This window comes from Helicobacter japonicus (genome assembly GCF_000762845.2).
Taxonomy (GTDB): Bacteria; Campylobacterota; Campylobacteria; order Campylobacterales; family Helicobacteraceae; genus Helicobacter_C; species Helicobacter_C japonicus.
Map to the genome: position 1 here is coordinate 174,795 of NZ_JRMQ02000002.1, position 15,648 is coordinate 190,442.

The 15,648-nt window shown below is 35.9% G+C and carries 16 protein-coding genes and 1 pseudogene; 10 read left to right on the forward strand and 7 right to left on the reverse strand.

Features of this window, described 5'->3' with window-relative positions:
• Positions 1 to 2: 2 nt before the first annotated feature.
• From LS65_RS02505 to LS65_RS02515, 3 genes are read left to right on the forward strand one after another with little or no spacing between them, the layout of a single operon-like run.
• Positions 3 to 761 carry a transporter substrate-binding domain-containing protein gene (locus tag LS65_RS02505; RefSeq protein ID WP_034363685.1) on the forward strand — a complete coding sequence of 253 codons (759 nt, stop codon included), beginning with the start codon at positions 3 to 5 and terminating at the stop codon, positions 759 to 761.
• On the forward strand, positions 761 to 1,456 hold the full coding sequence (locus LS65_RS02510; RefSeq protein WP_138129742.1) for an amino acid ABC transporter permease: 696 nt from the start codon (positions 761 to 763) through the stop codon (positions 1,454 to 1,456). Before LS65_RS02505 ends, LS65_RS02510 begins: the two co-directional genes overlap by 1 nt.
• Positions 1,453 to 2,187 (forward strand): amino acid ABC transporter ATP-binding protein, encoded by a 735-nt coding sequence (locus LS65_RS02515; protein WP_034363689.1) that lies wholly within the window; start codon positions 1,453 to 1,455, stop codon positions 2,185 to 2,187. Before LS65_RS02510 ends, LS65_RS02515 begins: the two co-directional genes overlap by 4 nt.
• Positions 2,188 to 2,413: 226 nt before the next feature.
• Here the strand turns inward: LS65_RS02515 and ilvC are convergent, their stop codons facing one another.
• Positions 2,414 to 3,439, reverse strand: coding sequence for a ketol-acid reductoisomerase (gene ilvC / locus LS65_RS02520; RefSeq protein WP_034363690.1), 1,026 nt, complete (start codon positions 3,437 to 3,439; stop codon positions 2,414 to 2,416).
• A gap of 125 nt (positions 3,440 to 3,564) precedes the next feature.
• On the opposite strand from ilvC, the gene LS65_RS02525 reads away from it, so the two are divergent.
• Both LS65_RS02525 and LS65_RS02530 read left to right on the forward strand, forming a co-directional pair.
• Positions 3,565 to 6,258 carry a phosphoenolpyruvate carboxylase gene (locus LS65_RS02525; RefSeq protein WP_034363692.1) on the forward strand — a complete coding sequence of 898 codons (2,694 nt, stop codon included), beginning with the start codon at positions 3,565 to 3,567 and terminating at the stop codon, positions 6,256 to 6,258.
• A 2-nt stretch (positions 6,259 to 6,260) separates the two neighbouring features.
• Entirely contained in the window at positions 6,261 to 6,983 is a 723-nt protein-coding gene (locus tag LS65_RS02530) for a DUF5131 family protein (RefSeq protein ID WP_034363696.1), read from the forward strand.
• A 12-nt stretch (positions 6,984 to 6,995) separates the two neighbouring features.
• Here LS65_RS02530 and LS65_RS02535 read toward each other — a convergent pair whose 3' ends face one another.
• The 6 genes and pseudogenes from LS65_RS02535 to groES form a co-directional block, all read right to left on the reverse strand.
• Positions 6,996 to 8,399 carry a class I SAM-dependent methyltransferase gene (locus LS65_RS02535; protein WP_138129743.1) on the reverse strand — a complete coding sequence of 468 codons (1,404 nt, stop codon included), beginning with the start codon at positions 8,397 to 8,399 and terminating at the stop codon, positions 6,996 to 6,998.
• The gene (locus LS65_RS02540; RefSeq protein WP_034363699.1) at positions 8,396 to 8,587 is read right to left on the reverse strand and encodes a hypothetical protein; all 192 of its coding nucleotides are present in this window, start codon (positions 8,585 to 8,587) and stop codon (positions 8,396 to 8,398) included. The genes LS65_RS02535 and LS65_RS02540 overlap by 4 nt, the downstream gene beginning before the upstream one ends.
• Positions 8,588 to 8,688: 101 nt before the next feature.
• Positions 8,689 to 9,162 (reverse strand): hypothetical protein, encoded by a 474-nt coding sequence (locus LS65_RS02545; protein ID WP_084707976.1) that lies wholly within the window; start codon positions 9,160 to 9,162, stop codon positions 8,689 to 8,691.
• Positions 9,113 to 9,355, reverse strand: coding sequence for a hypothetical protein (locus LS65_RS02550; protein ID WP_052061174.1), 243 nt, complete (start codon positions 9,353 to 9,355; stop codon positions 9,113 to 9,115). Before LS65_RS02550 ends, LS65_RS02545 begins: the two co-directional genes overlap by 50 nt.
• Before the next feature lie 187 nt (positions 9,356 to 9,542).
• A complete protein-coding gene (gene groL, locus LS65_RS02555; RefSeq protein ID WP_138129744.1) occupies positions 9,543 to 11,180 on the reverse strand; it encodes a chaperonin GroEL in 1,638 nt (545 codons plus the stop codon).
• A gap of 30 nt (positions 11,181 to 11,210) precedes the next feature.
• Positions 11,211 to 11,474, reverse strand: a pseudogene (groES, locus tag LS65_RS02560) (co-chaperone GroES); the annotation flags it as partial.
• A 279-nt stretch (positions 11,475 to 11,753) separates the two neighbouring features.
• On the opposite strand from groES, the gene dnaG reads away from it, so the two are divergent.
• From dnaG to LS65_RS02580, 5 genes are all read left to right on the forward strand, one after another.
• Positions 11,754 to 13,412, forward strand: a complete 1,659-nt coding sequence (dnaG, locus tag LS65_RS02565) for a DNA primase (RefSeq protein ID WP_034363906.1) — start codon at positions 11,754 to 11,756, stop codon at positions 13,410 to 13,412.
• Positions 13,390 to 14,436: an argininosuccinate synthase domain-containing protein gene (locus LS65_RS02570; protein ID WP_084707982.1), complete on the forward strand. Its 1,047-nt coding sequence runs from the start codon at positions 13,390 to 13,392 to the stop codon at positions 14,434 to 14,436. Before dnaG ends, LS65_RS02570 begins: the two co-directional genes overlap by 23 nt.
• Positions 14,437 to 14,494: 58 nt before the next feature.
• Entirely contained in the window at positions 14,495 to 14,761 is a 267-nt protein-coding gene (locus LS65_RS02575; protein ID WP_034363909.1) for a hypothetical protein, read from the forward strand.
• A 20-nt stretch (positions 14,762 to 14,781) separates the two neighbouring features.
• Positions 14,782 to 14,922 (forward strand): hypothetical protein, encoded by a 141-nt coding sequence (locus LS65_RS10005; RefSeq protein ID WP_201274304.1) that lies wholly within the window; start codon positions 14,782 to 14,784, stop codon positions 14,920 to 14,922.
• Positions 14,923 to 15,153: 231 nt separating this feature from the next.
• Positions 15,154 to 15,480, forward strand: a complete 327-nt coding sequence (locus LS65_RS02580; RefSeq protein WP_034363911.1) for a hypothetical protein — start codon at positions 15,154 to 15,156, stop codon at positions 15,478 to 15,480.
• Positions 15,481 to 15,648 lie beyond the last annotated feature (168 nt).

Below are 15,648 nucleotides of genomic sequence, written 5' to 3' on the forward strand. Positions count from 1 at the left end.
AGATGAAAAATTTACTTTTTATACTTTTGATGAGTGTGGGCTTACTCCACGCTACAAGTATTAAAAATCCCATTGAAGTTGGCACAGGCAATGCTTATCGTCCCTTTGCTTTTGTGAATGAAAATAATCAAATTGATGGTTATGATATTGATGTGCTTAAAATCTTAAGCAAATATGACAAAAGTCTTGTGTTTAAATTTAATGGTGTGCAATGGAATGCTATTTTTCCTGGACTTGATAGTGCAAAATATGATATTTTGGCGTATCAAATCACCAAAACAAAAGAGCGTGAGGAGAAATATATTTTCTCTAACTATCCTTATTTCAATGATATAAGCGGTGTGATTGTGAGAGAGAATCAAAATATCACAGATTTTACACAGCTTGATAAGCAAAAAATTGGTGTGAGCGTAGGCTCAAATTATGCAAGAGATTTGGAAAACTACCTTAAATCTCACCCGAATTTACACATAGAAATAAAGTATTATAAGAATCCACCAGCACTTATTGCAGATTTGGGAGCAAATAGAATCCAAGCAATCATAGGAGAACCTATAAGTTCTATCAATATCGCTAAGGCACAAAATATCAACCTTAAGGCAACAGATATTATTCTTGACAAAACACCTGTATATTTTGTTTTTAATAAAAAAGATGTGGAACTCAAAGAGAGAGTGTCAAAAGCCCTCAAAAAAGCCATAGATTCTAAAGAATTGCAAAAGCTAAGTATCAAATACTTTGGGAGTGATTTAAGCAAATAATGTTTGATGGGGCTTATTTTTTAAATACATTTTTTACCTTGCTTCCTGCATTGCCGCTCACATTTTTTCTTGCTCTTGGCTCGTTTTTTTGTGGTGGGGTGCTAGGATTTGTCTTTGCATTGATAAGAGTTTTTGAAGTCAAATATCTTAATAGCATTTTGATACTCTACATATCATTTTTTCGTGGCACACCGCTTTTGGTGCAGCTCTTTATGTTTTACTATGGTTTGCCTATTTTCTTGCAGTCTTATGATATAAATATCAATTTTCATAATTTTGATAGCCTCTATTATGCGCTTATTGTATTTTCGCTCTATGCAAGTGCATATTTGTGTGAAATATTCCGTGCAGCCCTACTCTCTGTGGATAAAGGACAAATTGAAGCAGCTTACTCATTAGGAATGAGCAATGCCCAAGCCTTAAAGCGCATTATCCTTCCTCAAGCTCTTATGATTACCTTGCCTAATTTGCTTAATTTTTTTATTATGCAAGTCAAAAATACTGCCTTAGCTTCAGTCATTGCTGTGCCTGAACTTATGGGCTTAGCAGATATAGAATCTGGCAGAAGTTCAAAGTTTTTGGAAGTATATCTTATGGCAGCATTAATGTATTGGGTGCTGTGCGTGGTGCTTGAGACAATATTTTTTAGAATCGAAAAATATTTTGCACAATTTAGAAAGAAATATGCCAAATGATAGAAATTACAAATGCAAACAAAAAATTCAATAAGCAAGATGTGCTAAAAAATATTAATCTTCGTGTAAATGATAATGAAATTGTGGCAATTATTGGACCAAGCGGAGCGGGTAAAAGCACACTTTTACGAAGTATAAACTTGCTTGAAACGCCAGATAGTGGGCATATTGTAATTGATGATTTGAGTGTAGATTTTGCTAACTTTAGCAAAGAGCAGATGTTTAAATTGCGTCAAAAATCTGCAATGGTGTTTCAAAACTTTAACCTTTTTGTAAATAAAAATATCCTCGATAATGTGAGTGAAGCACTCATTGTCGTAAAAAAAATCCCTAAAAATCAAGCAAAAGATATTGCCATAGAGCAACTTAAATCAGTAGGTTTAGCACAAAAAGCTCATTCTTATCCCTATGAGCTAAGTGGCGGACAGCAGCAGCGAGTAGCAATTGCACGCGCTTTAGCCCTCAATCCTAGCATTATGCTGTTTGATGAGCCTACTTCTGCACTTGATGTTGAGCTTATTGCTGAAGTGCTTGAAGTGATTAAAAGCATTAAGGGCAAGACAATGCTTATTGTTACGCACGAGCTCAAATTTGCTAAAGCGATAGCAGATAGAATTATTTTTATGAGTGAGGGCGAGATTATCGAACAAGAGAGGGCAAAACTCTTTTTTGAATCTCCCAAAAATGAGCGTGTGCGTAGTTTTCTTGCCAAAGTCTCACAACTTGGATAGATGCTAAATTATAGGTTTTGGAGTGAGATAAAGCAATTCTTCCCATCAATAATCTTGAATACATCAGTGTAATTTTGTGTGTTTATAGGCAAGATTTGATAGCTTTTTTGGTAATTTTCATTTTGAATCCTCACTACAAGCAAGGGAAGAAAGGGCATACAAGGGAAGCTAAAAGCAAACCCCAAGTATGATAATTCTTATATTTGAATCTCATTATCTGTATAGATTAGTTCCTCTCTTTATCTACCAATTTATTTGCACCAATCCACGGCATCATCGCCCTTAGTCTGCTGCCAACTTTCTCAATTTTATGCTGTGCCAGATTCTTTCGCTCTGCATTCATTCTCGCATATCCTGCTTTGCGCTCTAAAATGAAATCTTTTGCAAATCGCCCTTCTTGAATATCTTTTAGAATCTGCTTCATCGCCTTTTTAGATTCTTCATTAATCACACGCGGACCACTTACCATATCGCCATATTCTGCGGTATTTGAGATAGAGTAGCGCATATTTGCCAAGCCTCCCTCATAAATCAAATCCACAATTAATTTTAGCTCGTGCAAACACTCAAAATATGCCATTTCTTCAGGATACCCTGCATCAACTAATGTTTCAAATCCAGCCTTAACAAGGCTTGTAACGCCGCCACAAAGCACTGCTTGTTCGCCAAATAAATCTGTCTCTGTCTCATCTTTAAAAGTCGTTTCAATAATGCCGCTGCGTCCGCCTCCAATCGCACTCGCATAGCTTAGTGCAATTGCTTTCGCATCTCCTCTGCTTGTATCTTGTTCCACAGCGATTAAATCAGGGATTCCACCGCCTTTGATAAATTCGCTTCGCACTGTATGTCCTGGAGCTTTAGGTGCAACCATAATCACACCTACACCCTTTGGAGCTTTGATTTGCCCAAAATGAATATTGAATCCGTGCCCAAAAGCAATGATTTTATCCTCACTCAAATGTGGCTCAATGTCGCGCTTGAAAACATCAGCTTGCAACTCATCAGGGATTAATATCATAATCACATCAGCTACTTTTGTTGCCTCACTCACTTCAAGCACTTTGAATTTCTTTGCTTCAGCCTTTGCCCAGCTAGAACCTCCACGATAGAGTCCAATAATTACCTCAACACCAGAATCTCGCAAATTTTCTGCGTGAGCGTGTCCTTGAGAACCAAAACCAATCACTGCTACTTTTTTCTTTTGGATAAGTCCCAAATCGCAATCTTTATCATAATAAACTTGTAATGCCATCATTTATTCCTTTCGAGCGTTGCACTCTTGCATTAAAATAAAGGCTCAATTATAGTTAAAACAAACTTAGGTTATAATCAATATTTTAAGAATCAAATCTCATACAAACACTATAAAGGAAAAAAATGCCACACAAAAGCACTAGCATCGATTCTCTACAATCTCACTCCACTACGCTTACATCTTCGCAAATAGAATTTGTCTTTCAAAGCATTGTCAATCTACTTCAAAGCACTGATAATGAGCTAACAAATGACTTTATTACGATTAAAAACGCCATAGAAAAGCAAGATAACACTACACTTGTATCTACACTCACCCATCTTAATACGCAAGACAAGACTCTTCCCATTATCAAGGCTTTTACACTCTATCATATGCTCCTTAATATTATTGAAGAAATTAATGCAAGTAATATCATCGAGGCAAACCAGATTCCACAAGCCATACAACAGCTTATCAAAGAAGGATATGAAAATCCTCAAATACTTAAGACTTTAGAACATTTACAATTTTATCCTGTATTTACTGCTCACCCGACAGAATCTCGCCGCCGCACATTCCTAGAAGCCCATCATCAAATGAGTGAAAACATTAATGCAATCTTCAAAAATAATGATGAAAATGCAAAAAATCAGCTCCTCTATCGCTTGAAACTACTTTGGCAAACACATTTGGTGAGAAACGAAAAAATGGAGATTCTCTATGAACTTGATAACCTGCTTTATATCATTGAAAGTTCAGTTTTAGAATCTGCTACACAAGTGCTTCAATATGTGCAAAATTTGCTTGATAAACCATTGCAATATTCACCAATCATTCTAGGAAGTTGGGTAGGAGGTGATAGAGATGGTAACCCCTATGTAAGCAATGAGATTATGACAAAGGCAATGAAAATTGCCCATAAAGCGATTATTGATATGTATATAGCCAAGTGCGACAAACTTATACGCGAACTTTCCATTTCTATTGATTTTGTCAAACCTTCACACACCCTTATGCAATCGCTCAATACTCAATTCCACGAGATTCCACATAGTGAGGCTACACTCTATGCAAAAGAACCTTTCCGTGCTAAGCTTTATCTCATAAGAAAAAAACTCAAAAATCGTCTTATCGCCATCAACACACCCGATGGAATGGATTTTACCTATAATAATTCAGAGGAACTTTTAACAGATATTGATATGCTTATAGAATCTCTAGATTCTCTATCTGCACAAGGATTGAAAGAATTTAGAAATTTAGTGCTTTTGGGGGGATTCCATTTACTTAGGCTTGATTTTAGAGAACATAGAGATATTATTTTATCGGCTACAAGTGAGATTTTTTGCCTACTGGGCTTAAGCGATAGCGACTTTAAAGATTTAAATGAGGACAAAAAATGTGAGATTCTTAATCGTGCTTTAAACAAAAAATATGATTTAAATGCCGTTATGGAGCAACTTTCAGAATCTTCTCAGAGGTTTGTAGGTGCATTTTTAAGAATACAATGGGCAAAAAAGCATATTTCACAACACATTTTACAAAGCTTTATCGTCTCTATGAGCACACAAGCAAGTGATTTACTCTGTGTGCTATGGTTTGCAAAACAAAGCGGTTTATGGAAAACAGGTAAGCAAAAAGAATCTAAAAAGAGCAAATCTCACATTTCTATCGCACCACTTTTTGAAACTATTGATGATTTGCAAAGAGCGCAGCATATCATACGCTCACTTCATAGCAATACGCACTATCGACAATATCTTTATGATAATAACAATACGCAAGAAATTATGGTAGGATATTCAGATTCAAGCAAAGATGGTGGAATCTTTGCAAGTAACTATAATCTCCACGATGCCATTAGTAATCTCACGCATTTACAAGCTGAACTAGGTATTCATATTGGCTTTTTTCACGGAAGAGGCGGAAGTGTCAGTCGTGGAGGTGGAAGCCTAGAAGAAGCACTACTTTCATCTGCACCCCAAAGTGTGCATAGCAGACTTAAAACAACAGAGCAAGGTGAAATGATAAGTGCTAAATATTTGAGTAAGCATATTGCAAAAAAGAATTTTTCAAGCACACTAGGAGCATTGCTTAAAAAAGAATGTAGAGATACTTATTGCCTGAATGGAGCGTGTAAAAGTGATGTGGATATTATGGCATTATTAAAGCCTGTATCTATTGGCTCATTTGAAAGCTATCGTGCTTTAGTGTATGAAAATAAAGACTTTATGAGCTATTTTAAAATGGCAACACCCATAAGTTTCATACAAAATCTTAATCTTGGCTCACGTCCAAGTAAGCGCAAAGATTCACAAAAGGTAGAAGATTTACGCGCGATTCCGTGGGTTTTTGCTTGGACACAAAATCGTGCGATTATCCCCGCGTGGTATGGGGTAGGAAGTGGTTTAGCCTGTGTGGATAAAAATGCACTGAAAGAATGCTACACACAATCACTCTTTTTCAAAACAACGATTGACAATATCGCCCAAGCTATGCTTAAGGTGGATTTGGACATTGCCAAGCTTTATGGTGAATTTGTGTTAGATAAAGCAGTGCGTGAGAGCATTTGGGAATGTATCTATACTCAATATCAACTTACATTAGAAAATATGCTCTATTTGCGTGGAGAAAGTGCATTGCTTAGCTCTGAAAATGCGATTAGAGAATCTATTCTTTTACGCAAACCTTACCTTAGTGTGCTTAATCTCACACAAATTGAACTCATTAAAAAATATCAAAGCTGCAAAAATCCCAAAGAACAAGAACGTCTCCTAGAGCAAATCCACGCTACAATCGTGGGTATCGCACAAGGTATTCGTAATACAGGGTGAAAATGTTTGGCAAATTAGAAACAAGCTGGAATCCTTGGCACGGCTGTTTTCGCATGAGCGAAGGCTGTAAAAATTGTTTTATTTATAGTATGGATTCTATCCATAAACGAGATACAAAACATATTTGTCTTAATAAAAATTTTGAATACCCTCTCAAAAAGCGTAGAAATGGTGAGTATCATATACTTGATAATACATTAGTATATACTTGTTTTAGTAGCGATTTTTTACTTCCACAAGCCGATGAATGGAGGAAAAGAGCGTGGGAAATTATGCGTATTCGCAAAAATGTGCATTTTGTCTTTTTCACTAAAAGAATTGAACGTTTATATGAGAATCTCCCCAAAGATTGGGGGGAAGGATATGAAAATGTGATTATTGGTGTGAGTGTGGAAAACCAAAAACGCGCCGAGCAAAGAGTGTCTCTTTTATGCGCTCTACCTATCAAACATCGATGGATTATCTGTGCGCCGCTATTGGAGGAGATTCATATAGAATCTTATCTCAAAAATATAGAACTCATTTCTGTTGGAGGAGAGAGTGGCTATAATGCTCGTATATGCAATTATGAATGGATACTCTCATTAAGACAACAAGCTATGGAAGCGAGTGTCAAATTTCATTTTCACCAAACAGGTGCAAGATTCTATAAAGATGGTAAAACTTATACCATTCCTAAGCATTTGCAGAGAATCCAAGCCAAGAAAGCAAATATTGATTTATGAGGATTTAACAAACTACCTCTTTTTATAAAAATAAAAATCTGCAAAAGAAGTGTGATTGGGATTCTTTTCATCAAAGGGATATTTGTTAGGGATAAACCTATAAAGCTCCCATTCTCTTGCATTTTGTTCTATCCACTTGCTAAATTTTCTGTGCTTTACGTGAGGGGCGTGCAATTCATCTTTATTTGAGGCATAAACCCCCACAAAGCGATGTGAATGCGTAAAAAGATTACGCATATATTCTTCAAATATCTCATCTTGTATCAAATGATAAATTACATCTAAAGAGAGGCAAAGTTCTGCACTGAAATCTTTATGAGATTGCAAAAACTCACTCACTAAATAAAACTGCTTTGTGTCATCGGCTCTAAACTTTTCTTTATTGTGCCTTATTGCGCTTTGGCTCACATCTAATCCGATATAGTGCGGATACCTAGCAAGGGAGAGTTGATTCCCATCGCCACAACCAAATTCTAAAATATTTTGCACCCCCTCTTCTTTCACAAACTGATTTAAAATTTCTGCCTTAAAAAGTGCAAGATTGTTATAACTTCCTGCTCCTGAAGCACCTATATTTATATCCCCACAAGAAAGTGTGCCATTGTTTGAAGCACTAAAACTTTTATAGCGATTTTCCCAATACTCACTTGAGTTAAACTTTATCTTTGTCTTTAACGCGGGATAAGATTCTAAAATATCTTTTAACACTTTATCATTCAGCCCACTTTTTACATTCTCTATCCATAATGCACCTGTTTGAGTATGATTTACATAGCTTACTAAATCTTTATCTGTATAGCTTCCCTCCACCACATTGATTTTCACATCATTTAAAACTGCCATTGCAAAAAACCAAATATCATCTTGATGTGGTGCAAGCGACAAAAACTTCTCCTCTTGTGTAACATCTTCAAAAAAGCAATGCGGCGGATACAATACACCGCCAACACCTGTAAAGAAATTTAAAAATGAGGGTGAAGTCTGCAGATGAGAGATAGAATTTTCCCATTGTGCATAAGGCAAAAGTTTGCCACTCTCATCAAATGAGATTCTATGCGCCCTATGGCAGTGTATATATTGTGGATTTTTTACATAAGCATTATAGAGTTTTTTAAGCCAATCTTTTGGATACACCACATCATCATCAGCAGTTACAATAACAGCGTCAGGATAGGCTTGCAAAGCAGGAATGAGCTTTTTGTAGGATTTAATATTGTTTTCGCACCATTGAATATTAAGCCCTAGCTTTTTAAATGCAAGGACACTTTGAGGTAAATCGGATTCTTTATTTGGAAATTCTTTAAGACTTAGCCATAAAATAACTTCATCGGGCTTGTATTCTTGTGTGAAAAGTGAGTAGAGCGTGTAGTGAAGTGTTGGAATCCTTAAAGGATAAGAAGTGAGGGAGGCAATCAAGTAAAGCCCCCCCCCCCACTAAAAGATTTTGAGGCAATAGTAGATTCTAAGCCAGTGTATGAAGAGTTTAAAAACACTTTTATTTGAGAATCTAACTGCGCTTTTCTAAGCTTATTGTTGTATATTTTGGTTTTAAGTTTTTCTTTTAAATCTTTTATTTTTCTTTTAATTGCTTCCAAAATATTCATTAAAGTCCTTAATTGAATAAGATGTTACGCATTATACAAAATTTTGATTATCCAAATCAAACCTTTTCACAAGGCTTCTATTTGTGATACTCAATCTCATTTCACTCCCAAATATATTTATATTCCTCATAAAGTGCTAAAAGCCTTTGCTTGTCAATATTATCTTTTATTTTAAATTCTGCTAAAGTATCGCACGTATCAACAAATTCTACAAATTCTAAGATTTTGTGATAAAAGGGTCGGTTATTAAAATCGTGAATAAGAATCTTTGTGTGTTTAGGACAATGTAAGAGCGTTTGCAAAAAACAGGCAACTCGGAATCTCCCATCAATAAATACTACATCAAAATCTGTGTATTTTTCAAACACTTGTGCAGAATAATGAGGAAAAAGTGATTTCTTCTCCATTTCAAGTGGCACACCCCATTCACCTGTGCGCCCAATATCTACCCATATAAATTCTAGCCGCTTAACTTTTGTTGCCTCATCTATAACTTTCCAACTCTTTAAGTATGCTATCCAATTTTTATCCGATTCTACACTGACAATACGCACTTGTGCGTGTAAAAGTGCCAAAAATGTAGAGCCGCCAGAGCCAAATTCTAAATATATACCCCCCCCCCGCACTCATAAGTGTATTACGCACATATTCTACTTCACTTGGGGATAATTGCAATGGATAATATTGTGGGGTATCTTTTAGTTTGTCTGCTTCTCTTTTTTTGGCGAGTTTTGCTTGTTTGAGTTTTGTTTTAACAAATCTAAACATCTAGGATTCCTTATCTCTTGTATGAATTTGCTAAAATTTTAAATCTTTTGTTTAAATAATGCAATACAAAACTTAACATAAAGCATCTTGAAGTAATGTGCATTTGATAAGAAATAATATGTTACTTAAGAAATATTTGAGTGTTTTACAGGGGCTACACTCCCCAAAGGGAGTGGGAAAGTGGAAATTACATCATTCCACCCATACCGCCCATTCCACCCATATCTGGCATTGCTGGAGCTGGTTTATCTTCTTTGATTTCATTGATTGTCGCTTCAGTTGTTAAAAGCATACTTGAAACTGAAACTGCATTTTGTAATGCAATGCGTGTAACCTTAAGCGGGTCAATAATACCTGCTTTAAACATATCCACATATTCACCTGTGCTTGCATTGAATCCAAAGCCATCTTTTGAATTTTTTTCTACTTCATTAACAACTACACCGCCATCATATCCAGCATTAATCGCAATTTGTGCAAGAGGAGCTTTAATTGCGCGTTTAATAATATCATAACCAATTGCTTCATCTCCACTAAGGTTAAGTTTCACTTTTTGTGAAGCACGGATAAGTGCGGAACCACCGCCAATAACGATTCCTTCATCAACTGCTGCCTTTGTAGCAGAAAGTGCGTCATCTACGCGATCTTTCTTTTCTTTCATCTCTACTTCAGTTGCAGCACCTACTTTAATAACTGCTACTCCACCACTAAGTTTAGCTAGTCTTTCTTGCAGTTTTTCTCTGTCATAATCACTTGTAGTGTTTTCAATTTCATTTTTGATTTGCGCAATTCTCTCTTTTACTGCTTGAGCCTTACCCTTGCCATCTACAATGGTTGTATTGTCTTTATCGATAACAATACGAGCTGCACTTCCTAAATCTGTAAGCGTTGCTGTTTCAAGCGTTTTGCCAAGTTCTTCACTAATCACTTGTCCGCCTGTGAGGATAGCAATATCTTGAAGCATTGCTTTTCTTCTATCACCAAAGCCCGGAGCTTTTACAGCAGACACATTCAATACACCTCGCAATTTATTAACAACTAAAGTTGTGAGTGCTTCACCCTCAATATCTTCAGCAATAATTAAAAGCGGTTTGCCACTTTGCATAGTCGCTTCAAGCAAAGGTAAAATCTCTTTCATATTTGAAATTTTCTTATCAGTTAAAAGCACATAAGCATTTTCAAGCTGTGCAATCATTTTATCTGTGTTTGTTACAAAATATGCAGAGAGATAACCTCTATCAAATTGCATACCCTCAACCACACTTAGCTCATCATTGATGCCTTTTGCTTCTTCCACAGTGATAACGCCGTCTTTGCCTACTTTATCCATAGCTTCGGCAATAAGTGCGCCTACTTTTTCATCAGAATTTGCTGAAATAGTCGCCACTTGTGCAATTTCACTCTTACCACCAACTTTCTTGCTTGCTTTTTTAAGTTCCGCGATAATTGCATCACTTGCTTTATCCATACCACGTTTTACCTCAACAGGATTTGCTCCTGCAGTGATATTGCGCAAACCTTCTTTAAAAATGCTATGAGCAAGAACGGTAGCTGTTGTTGTGCCATCTCCTGCTGCATCAGCAGTTTTGCTTGCAACTTCCTTTACAAGCTGTGCGCCCATATTTGCAATAGGGTCAGCTAATTCAACTTCTTTAGCCACAGACACGCCATCTTTTGTAATAGCTGGTGCGCCATAGCTTTTTTGGATAAGCACATTGCGCCCTTTTGGTCCCATTGTTACCTTTACTGCATCATTTAATTGCTTAATGCCTTCATATAACTTGTTTCTTGCAGAATCTGAAAAATGAATCTCTTTACTTGCCATAATCTACTCCTTCAATATAATTTATTTCTCAATAACGCCTAAAATATCATCTAGCTCTAAAACTATATATTCTTTAGAATCTAGCTTAATTTCTGCGCCTTTATATTTACCAAACACAACCTTGTCATTTTCTTTAAGCACTTTATCTTCTTTGAGTTTTGCGCTCACTGCTTTTACAATACCCACAAGAGGCTTCTCTTTTGCATTATCAGGAATAATAATACCTGAGCTTGTTTTGGTATCTTCCTCAATGCGTTCTACGAGAACTCTTTCACCAAGAGGTCTAAATTTCATTGCGAACTCCTTAAAATAAAAATATATCAAAAATTAATTATAAATTTAGCACTTAATTTTTGAAGTGCGAGAATTTTATATATTTTTGTTAAACAAGTCAATACTTTATAGTTATTTTATAAATAAACTTTAGTCTAATAAACTAAATTTATATATGTTAGATTCTATAAAACTTTAAAAATAAGCTCAAAAAGAGAGAAGTTTAGCTTTTTTTTATAGAATCTTTTTTATTTTTGTAATCACCCTCTAAAATCCTAAGCATTTAAGGTTACGCATTTAATGATAAGTAAGCATTCGATTGAGAATCTCAAGCATCATATCAATATCATAGACATTATAAGCCCGTATGTAGAACTCAAAAAATCCGGGAGCAATTACCTTGCCTGCTGCCCTTTTCATAACGAAAAAACTCCTAGCTTTGTGATTAGCCCTTCAAAAGGCGTCTATCACTGCTATGGTTGCGGTGTAGGTGGCGATGCGATTAAATTTCTTATGGAATATGAAAAATTAAATTTTGCCGAGAGTGTAGAAAAAATTGCTGCGATAACAAATTTTACGCTTGAATATGAAAATGTCAGTGAAAAAAAACCAGATTCTATTGTGCTTGATGAAATGATGCATTTTTATCAAAAATGTCTTCTCTCTCATAATCCCTCACTTGAATATCTCTCCTTACGCCAAGTAGCAAATGCAAGTATTGAAAAATTTCGCTTAGGCTATTGTGGTCCAAGCTTTGAAAGTCTAAATTTTATTAGACAAAATTCTCTCAATAAAAAAGAACTTCTTGAATTTGGCATTATCGGGCGAGACAATGGACGAGAATATGCACGATTTAGCGATAGAATCATTTTCCCCATACATTCTCCTAATGGCAAGGTTGTAGGTTTTGGTGGGCGCACAATGAGCAATGCCAATGCCAAATATATAAACTCTCCACAAAGCAAGATATTCAATAAATCAAAACTCCTCTATGGCTACTACATTGCCAAAGATAAAATCTATAAGCAAAAAAAAATCATTGTATGTGAGGGCTATCTTGATGTGATTATGCTTCACCAAGCAGGATTTGATTATGCAGTAGCCACGCTTGGCACAGCACTTACAAAAGAACATTTGCCGCTTTTACGTAAAGGTGAGCCAAAAATCATTTTAAGCTATGATGGAGATAAAGCCGGGGTTAATGCCGCCTTTAAAGCCGCACAAATGCTCGCTAAAGAAAGTTATGAGGGTGGTGTAGTGATTTTTAGAGATGGAGCAGACCCAGCTGATATGGTTGCTAATAAACAAATTAACGAACTGAGTGAGATTTTTGCTACCCCTATACCCTTTATTGAATTTGTCCTCACCCATATCGCACAAAGTTATGCGCTTGAAAATCCTCTACAAAAAGAAAAAGCTCTTGCTGAATCTACACAATTTTTACATACACTAAGCCCACTTTTGCAAGAAGAATACAAACCTCTCTTGGCACGATTGCTCTCTTTGCCTACACATCTTATCCACACTCATCGCCCTAAAATATCCCTTACACCTCCTAATCTCATTACAGAGGGACAAAATCTTGCTGAACTCACCTTGATTAAAACTTTTCTCGAACAACCTCATTTTATAGATTTTGCAATCGAATACATTGACGCATCGATTTTTATTACTCATAGAGAATCTTTTATGCTCCTTACACACAAACAATATGATGCACCTATGCTCTTAGGAATAATGCTTAATGAAAATGTCAAAACCCTTCCTGATTTACCTTCACTTAAAGAACATTTGCGATTATTCATCACTCAAGCTTACACGCGCCTTTTGACAGATATTCCGCATAATCACACAATGAATCTGCAGGATAAAAACGCGCTCATTAAAGAAATAAAACATAAAATTTTAAATCTTAAAAAAGGAGAATTATTACCCTATGTTAGCATTAGCACTTTTTAGTGGAGGCTGTGATAGCCTCATTTCTATGAAATTACTCAAAGACCAAGGTATTGATGTGATAGCCTTGCACTTTGATATAGGATTTGGCGGAAACAAAAGCAAGCTTGAATATTTTCAAAATGCCACCGCACAAATTGGTGTAGAACTAAAGATTCTAGACATTAGACAACAATTTTTTAATGATGTGCTTTTTAAGCCCAAATACGGCTATGGTAAATATTTTAACCCCTGTATTGATTGCCACGCCAATATGTTTGCTAATGCCTTTGCTTATTTGCTTGAAGTTGGAGCTGATTTTGTCATAAGTGGAGAAGTATTAGGGCAACGTCCAAAAAGTCAGCGTAAAGAAGCGTTAGATCAAGTGAAAAAGCTTGTGCGACATATTGGAGAAGATTCTAAATTTGATACTTTGCTCTCACGTGATGCCTCTAACCCAAATAAACCACAATTTCTTGATGAACTGCTTTTGCGCCCTATGAGTGCGAAGCTTCTAGCACCAAGCTTTCCTGAAAAAATGGGTTGGGTAGATAGAAATGCTTTGCTAGACATTAGCGGACGAGGACGCACAAGGCAGCTTGAAATGATTAAAGAGTATGGATTCAAATATTTTGAAAAGCCCGGTGGAGGTTGCCTACTGACACAAGATTCTGTAGCGTTAAAAATTAAAGATTTAACTTCACATCGTCAAATGCACTTTGAAGATATAGAAATGGTAAAAGTAGGACGCTACCTTGTGCTAGAAAATGGTGCGAGATGTGTGATTGCTCGCAATGAGGAGGAGAATACCAAACTCGCGCAAAACAATCCACAAATGGAACAAATTACATTATTAGATTGCGTAGGACCGCTAGGTATTGTAGAATCTAGTGCATCTTTAGAGGATAAAATACTCGCAGGACAAATAGCTCTAAGCTATGGTAAAACAGAGGCAAACAAATCTTATCAAGTTAAAATTGGCACACAAATACATTCTCTCTCACCGTTAAAGCGAGAAAAAGCACAAAGCTATTTGCTTTTAACATAAAATTTAACTTGAATCTGCTAGAATGTCGCATTTTAGAAGTTTATGAAAAGGTGTTGTTATGAAATATGCTATTGCTTTTCTTATAGGCTTTTTGACTTTATGCAATGCAGGTTGTATGTTTAAAGGAAGTCTTGCTCATATGGCTTCTAGTTCCATAGGTTGCGCACCTTCAGAAATCACTATTAAAAAGAATAGATATGGATTTGTCAATGAAACATATAGTTATGTGGCTGAATGCAGGGGGAAGACTTATTACTGCACGACAAGTGAAAATGTTTGGGGAGGCAATACTGCAAATACAAAATGTGCGCAGTCAATGCCATAGTGTGATGTTAAGGAGAGAAGATGGGATTTGAGATTATGGGTTTGCACGTATGGGATTTAAGTCAGCCATTTAGCTATTTCGAGGCATTTAGCGGTATTACTATTGTGCTTTTGTGCGCACTCATTACATTTGGGTTATTACGATATTTTCGTCCCTCTTAGCTCAATTTACATAAATTCTTAGATTTTCATCACCTCACAGATTCTTACAAAACTCTACACAAAATGTAACATTTTATTTTGTGTCCTCTCTAGGTGCAGAGTCTAGGCGATAAACCTCCTCCATAAATCCTAACCTTATGTGGTATATACTTTGCTTTACTTCTTATAAAAACTATGTCATTAGCCAAAAAAAGACGATGTTATCTTAAGCAATAATATAAGGAGGAAGATATGGCACTTAGTCCTATTGGCAATGTTACCTATATCAATCAAAACTCCCAGCTTGGTAGCATTCAATATGCAAACAATATGCAAAAGGTGGATATTGCCCTTAATGCAAATATGCAAGAATTTGTAGATAAACTTAAGGCTGTGCAGGAAGTCTCTCCAACACCGCAAGTTGAGGCTGTCGATCCCGAAAAAGATGAGAGCAAGAAGCGTGAATTTGAAGAAAAGGAAAAAGAGCAAGATTCTCAAAATGCAATAGAATCTTTTATAGAAGATGAGACACCCACTTGCTCCACAGAGCCGACACATTTGCTTGATATTAAGGCTTAGAGACATAAAGATGAGATTAAATAAAGATGAGTATAAAAGAAAACTTAAGATATTTGGACTTATTTTTATAACACTACTCTTGCCTTTTGTCATATCATTTGCAAATTTTACCATTATCTTTTTATTACAAGATACATTTGGGATTACAAACGATTCAATGTCTTTTAT

What these genes read in the sequence shown, in the direction of transcription:
- LS65_RS02540 (WP_034363699.1), bottom strand. Translation starts at nt 8,587, where the DNA reads ATGAATATTTTGGAAGCAATTAAAAGAAAAATAAAAGATTTAAAAGAA.
- LS65_RS02580 (WP_034363911.1), top strand. Translation starts at nt 15,154, where the DNA reads ATGGCACTTAGTCCTATTGGCAATGTTACCTATATCAATCAAAACTCC.
- groL (WP_138129744.1), bottom strand. Translation starts at nt 11,180, where the DNA reads ATGGCAAGTAAAGAGATTCATTTTTCAGATTCTGCAAGAAACAAGTTA.
- LS65_RS02505 (WP_034363685.1), top strand. Translation starts at nt 3, where the DNA reads ATGAAAAATTTACTTTTTATACTTTTGATGAGTGTGGGCTTACTCCAC.
- LS65_RS02570 (WP_084707982.1), top strand. Translation starts at nt 13,390, where the DNA reads ATGTTAGCATTAGCACTTTTTAGTGGAGGCTGTGATAGCCTCATTTCT.
- LS65_RS02550 (WP_052061174.1), bottom strand. Translation starts at nt 9,355, where the DNA reads ATGTTTAGATTTGTTAAAACAAAACTCAAACAAGCAAAACTCGCCAAA.
- LS65_RS02510 (WP_138129742.1), top strand. Translation starts at nt 761, where the DNA reads ATGTTTGATGGGGCTTATTTTTTAAATACATTTTTTACCTTGCTTCCT.
- ilvC (WP_034363690.1), bottom strand. Translation starts at nt 3,439, where the DNA reads ATGGCATTACAAGTTTATTATGATAAAGATTGCGATTTGGGACTTATC.
- LS65_RS02515 (WP_034363689.1), top strand. Translation starts at nt 1,453, where the DNA reads ATGATAGAAATTACAAATGCAAACAAAAAATTCAATAAGCAAGATGTG.
- LS65_RS10005 (WP_201274304.1), top strand. Translation starts at nt 14,782, where the DNA reads ATGGGATTTGAGATTATGGGTTTGCACGTATGGGATTTAAGTCAGCCA.
- LS65_RS02575 (WP_034363909.1), top strand. Translation starts at nt 14,495, where the DNA reads ATGAAATATGCTATTGCTTTTCTTATAGGCTTTTTGACTTTATGCAAT.
- LS65_RS02525 (WP_034363692.1), top strand. Translation starts at nt 3,565, where the DNA reads ATGCCACACAAAAGCACTAGCATCGATTCTCTACAATCTCACTCCACT.
- dnaG (WP_034363906.1), top strand. Translation starts at nt 11,754, where the DNA reads ATGATAAGTAAGCATTCGATTGAGAATCTCAAGCATCATATCAATATC.
- LS65_RS02530 (WP_034363696.1), top strand. Translation starts at nt 6,261, where the DNA reads ATGTTTGGCAAATTAGAAACAAGCTGGAATCCTTGGCACGGCTGTTTT.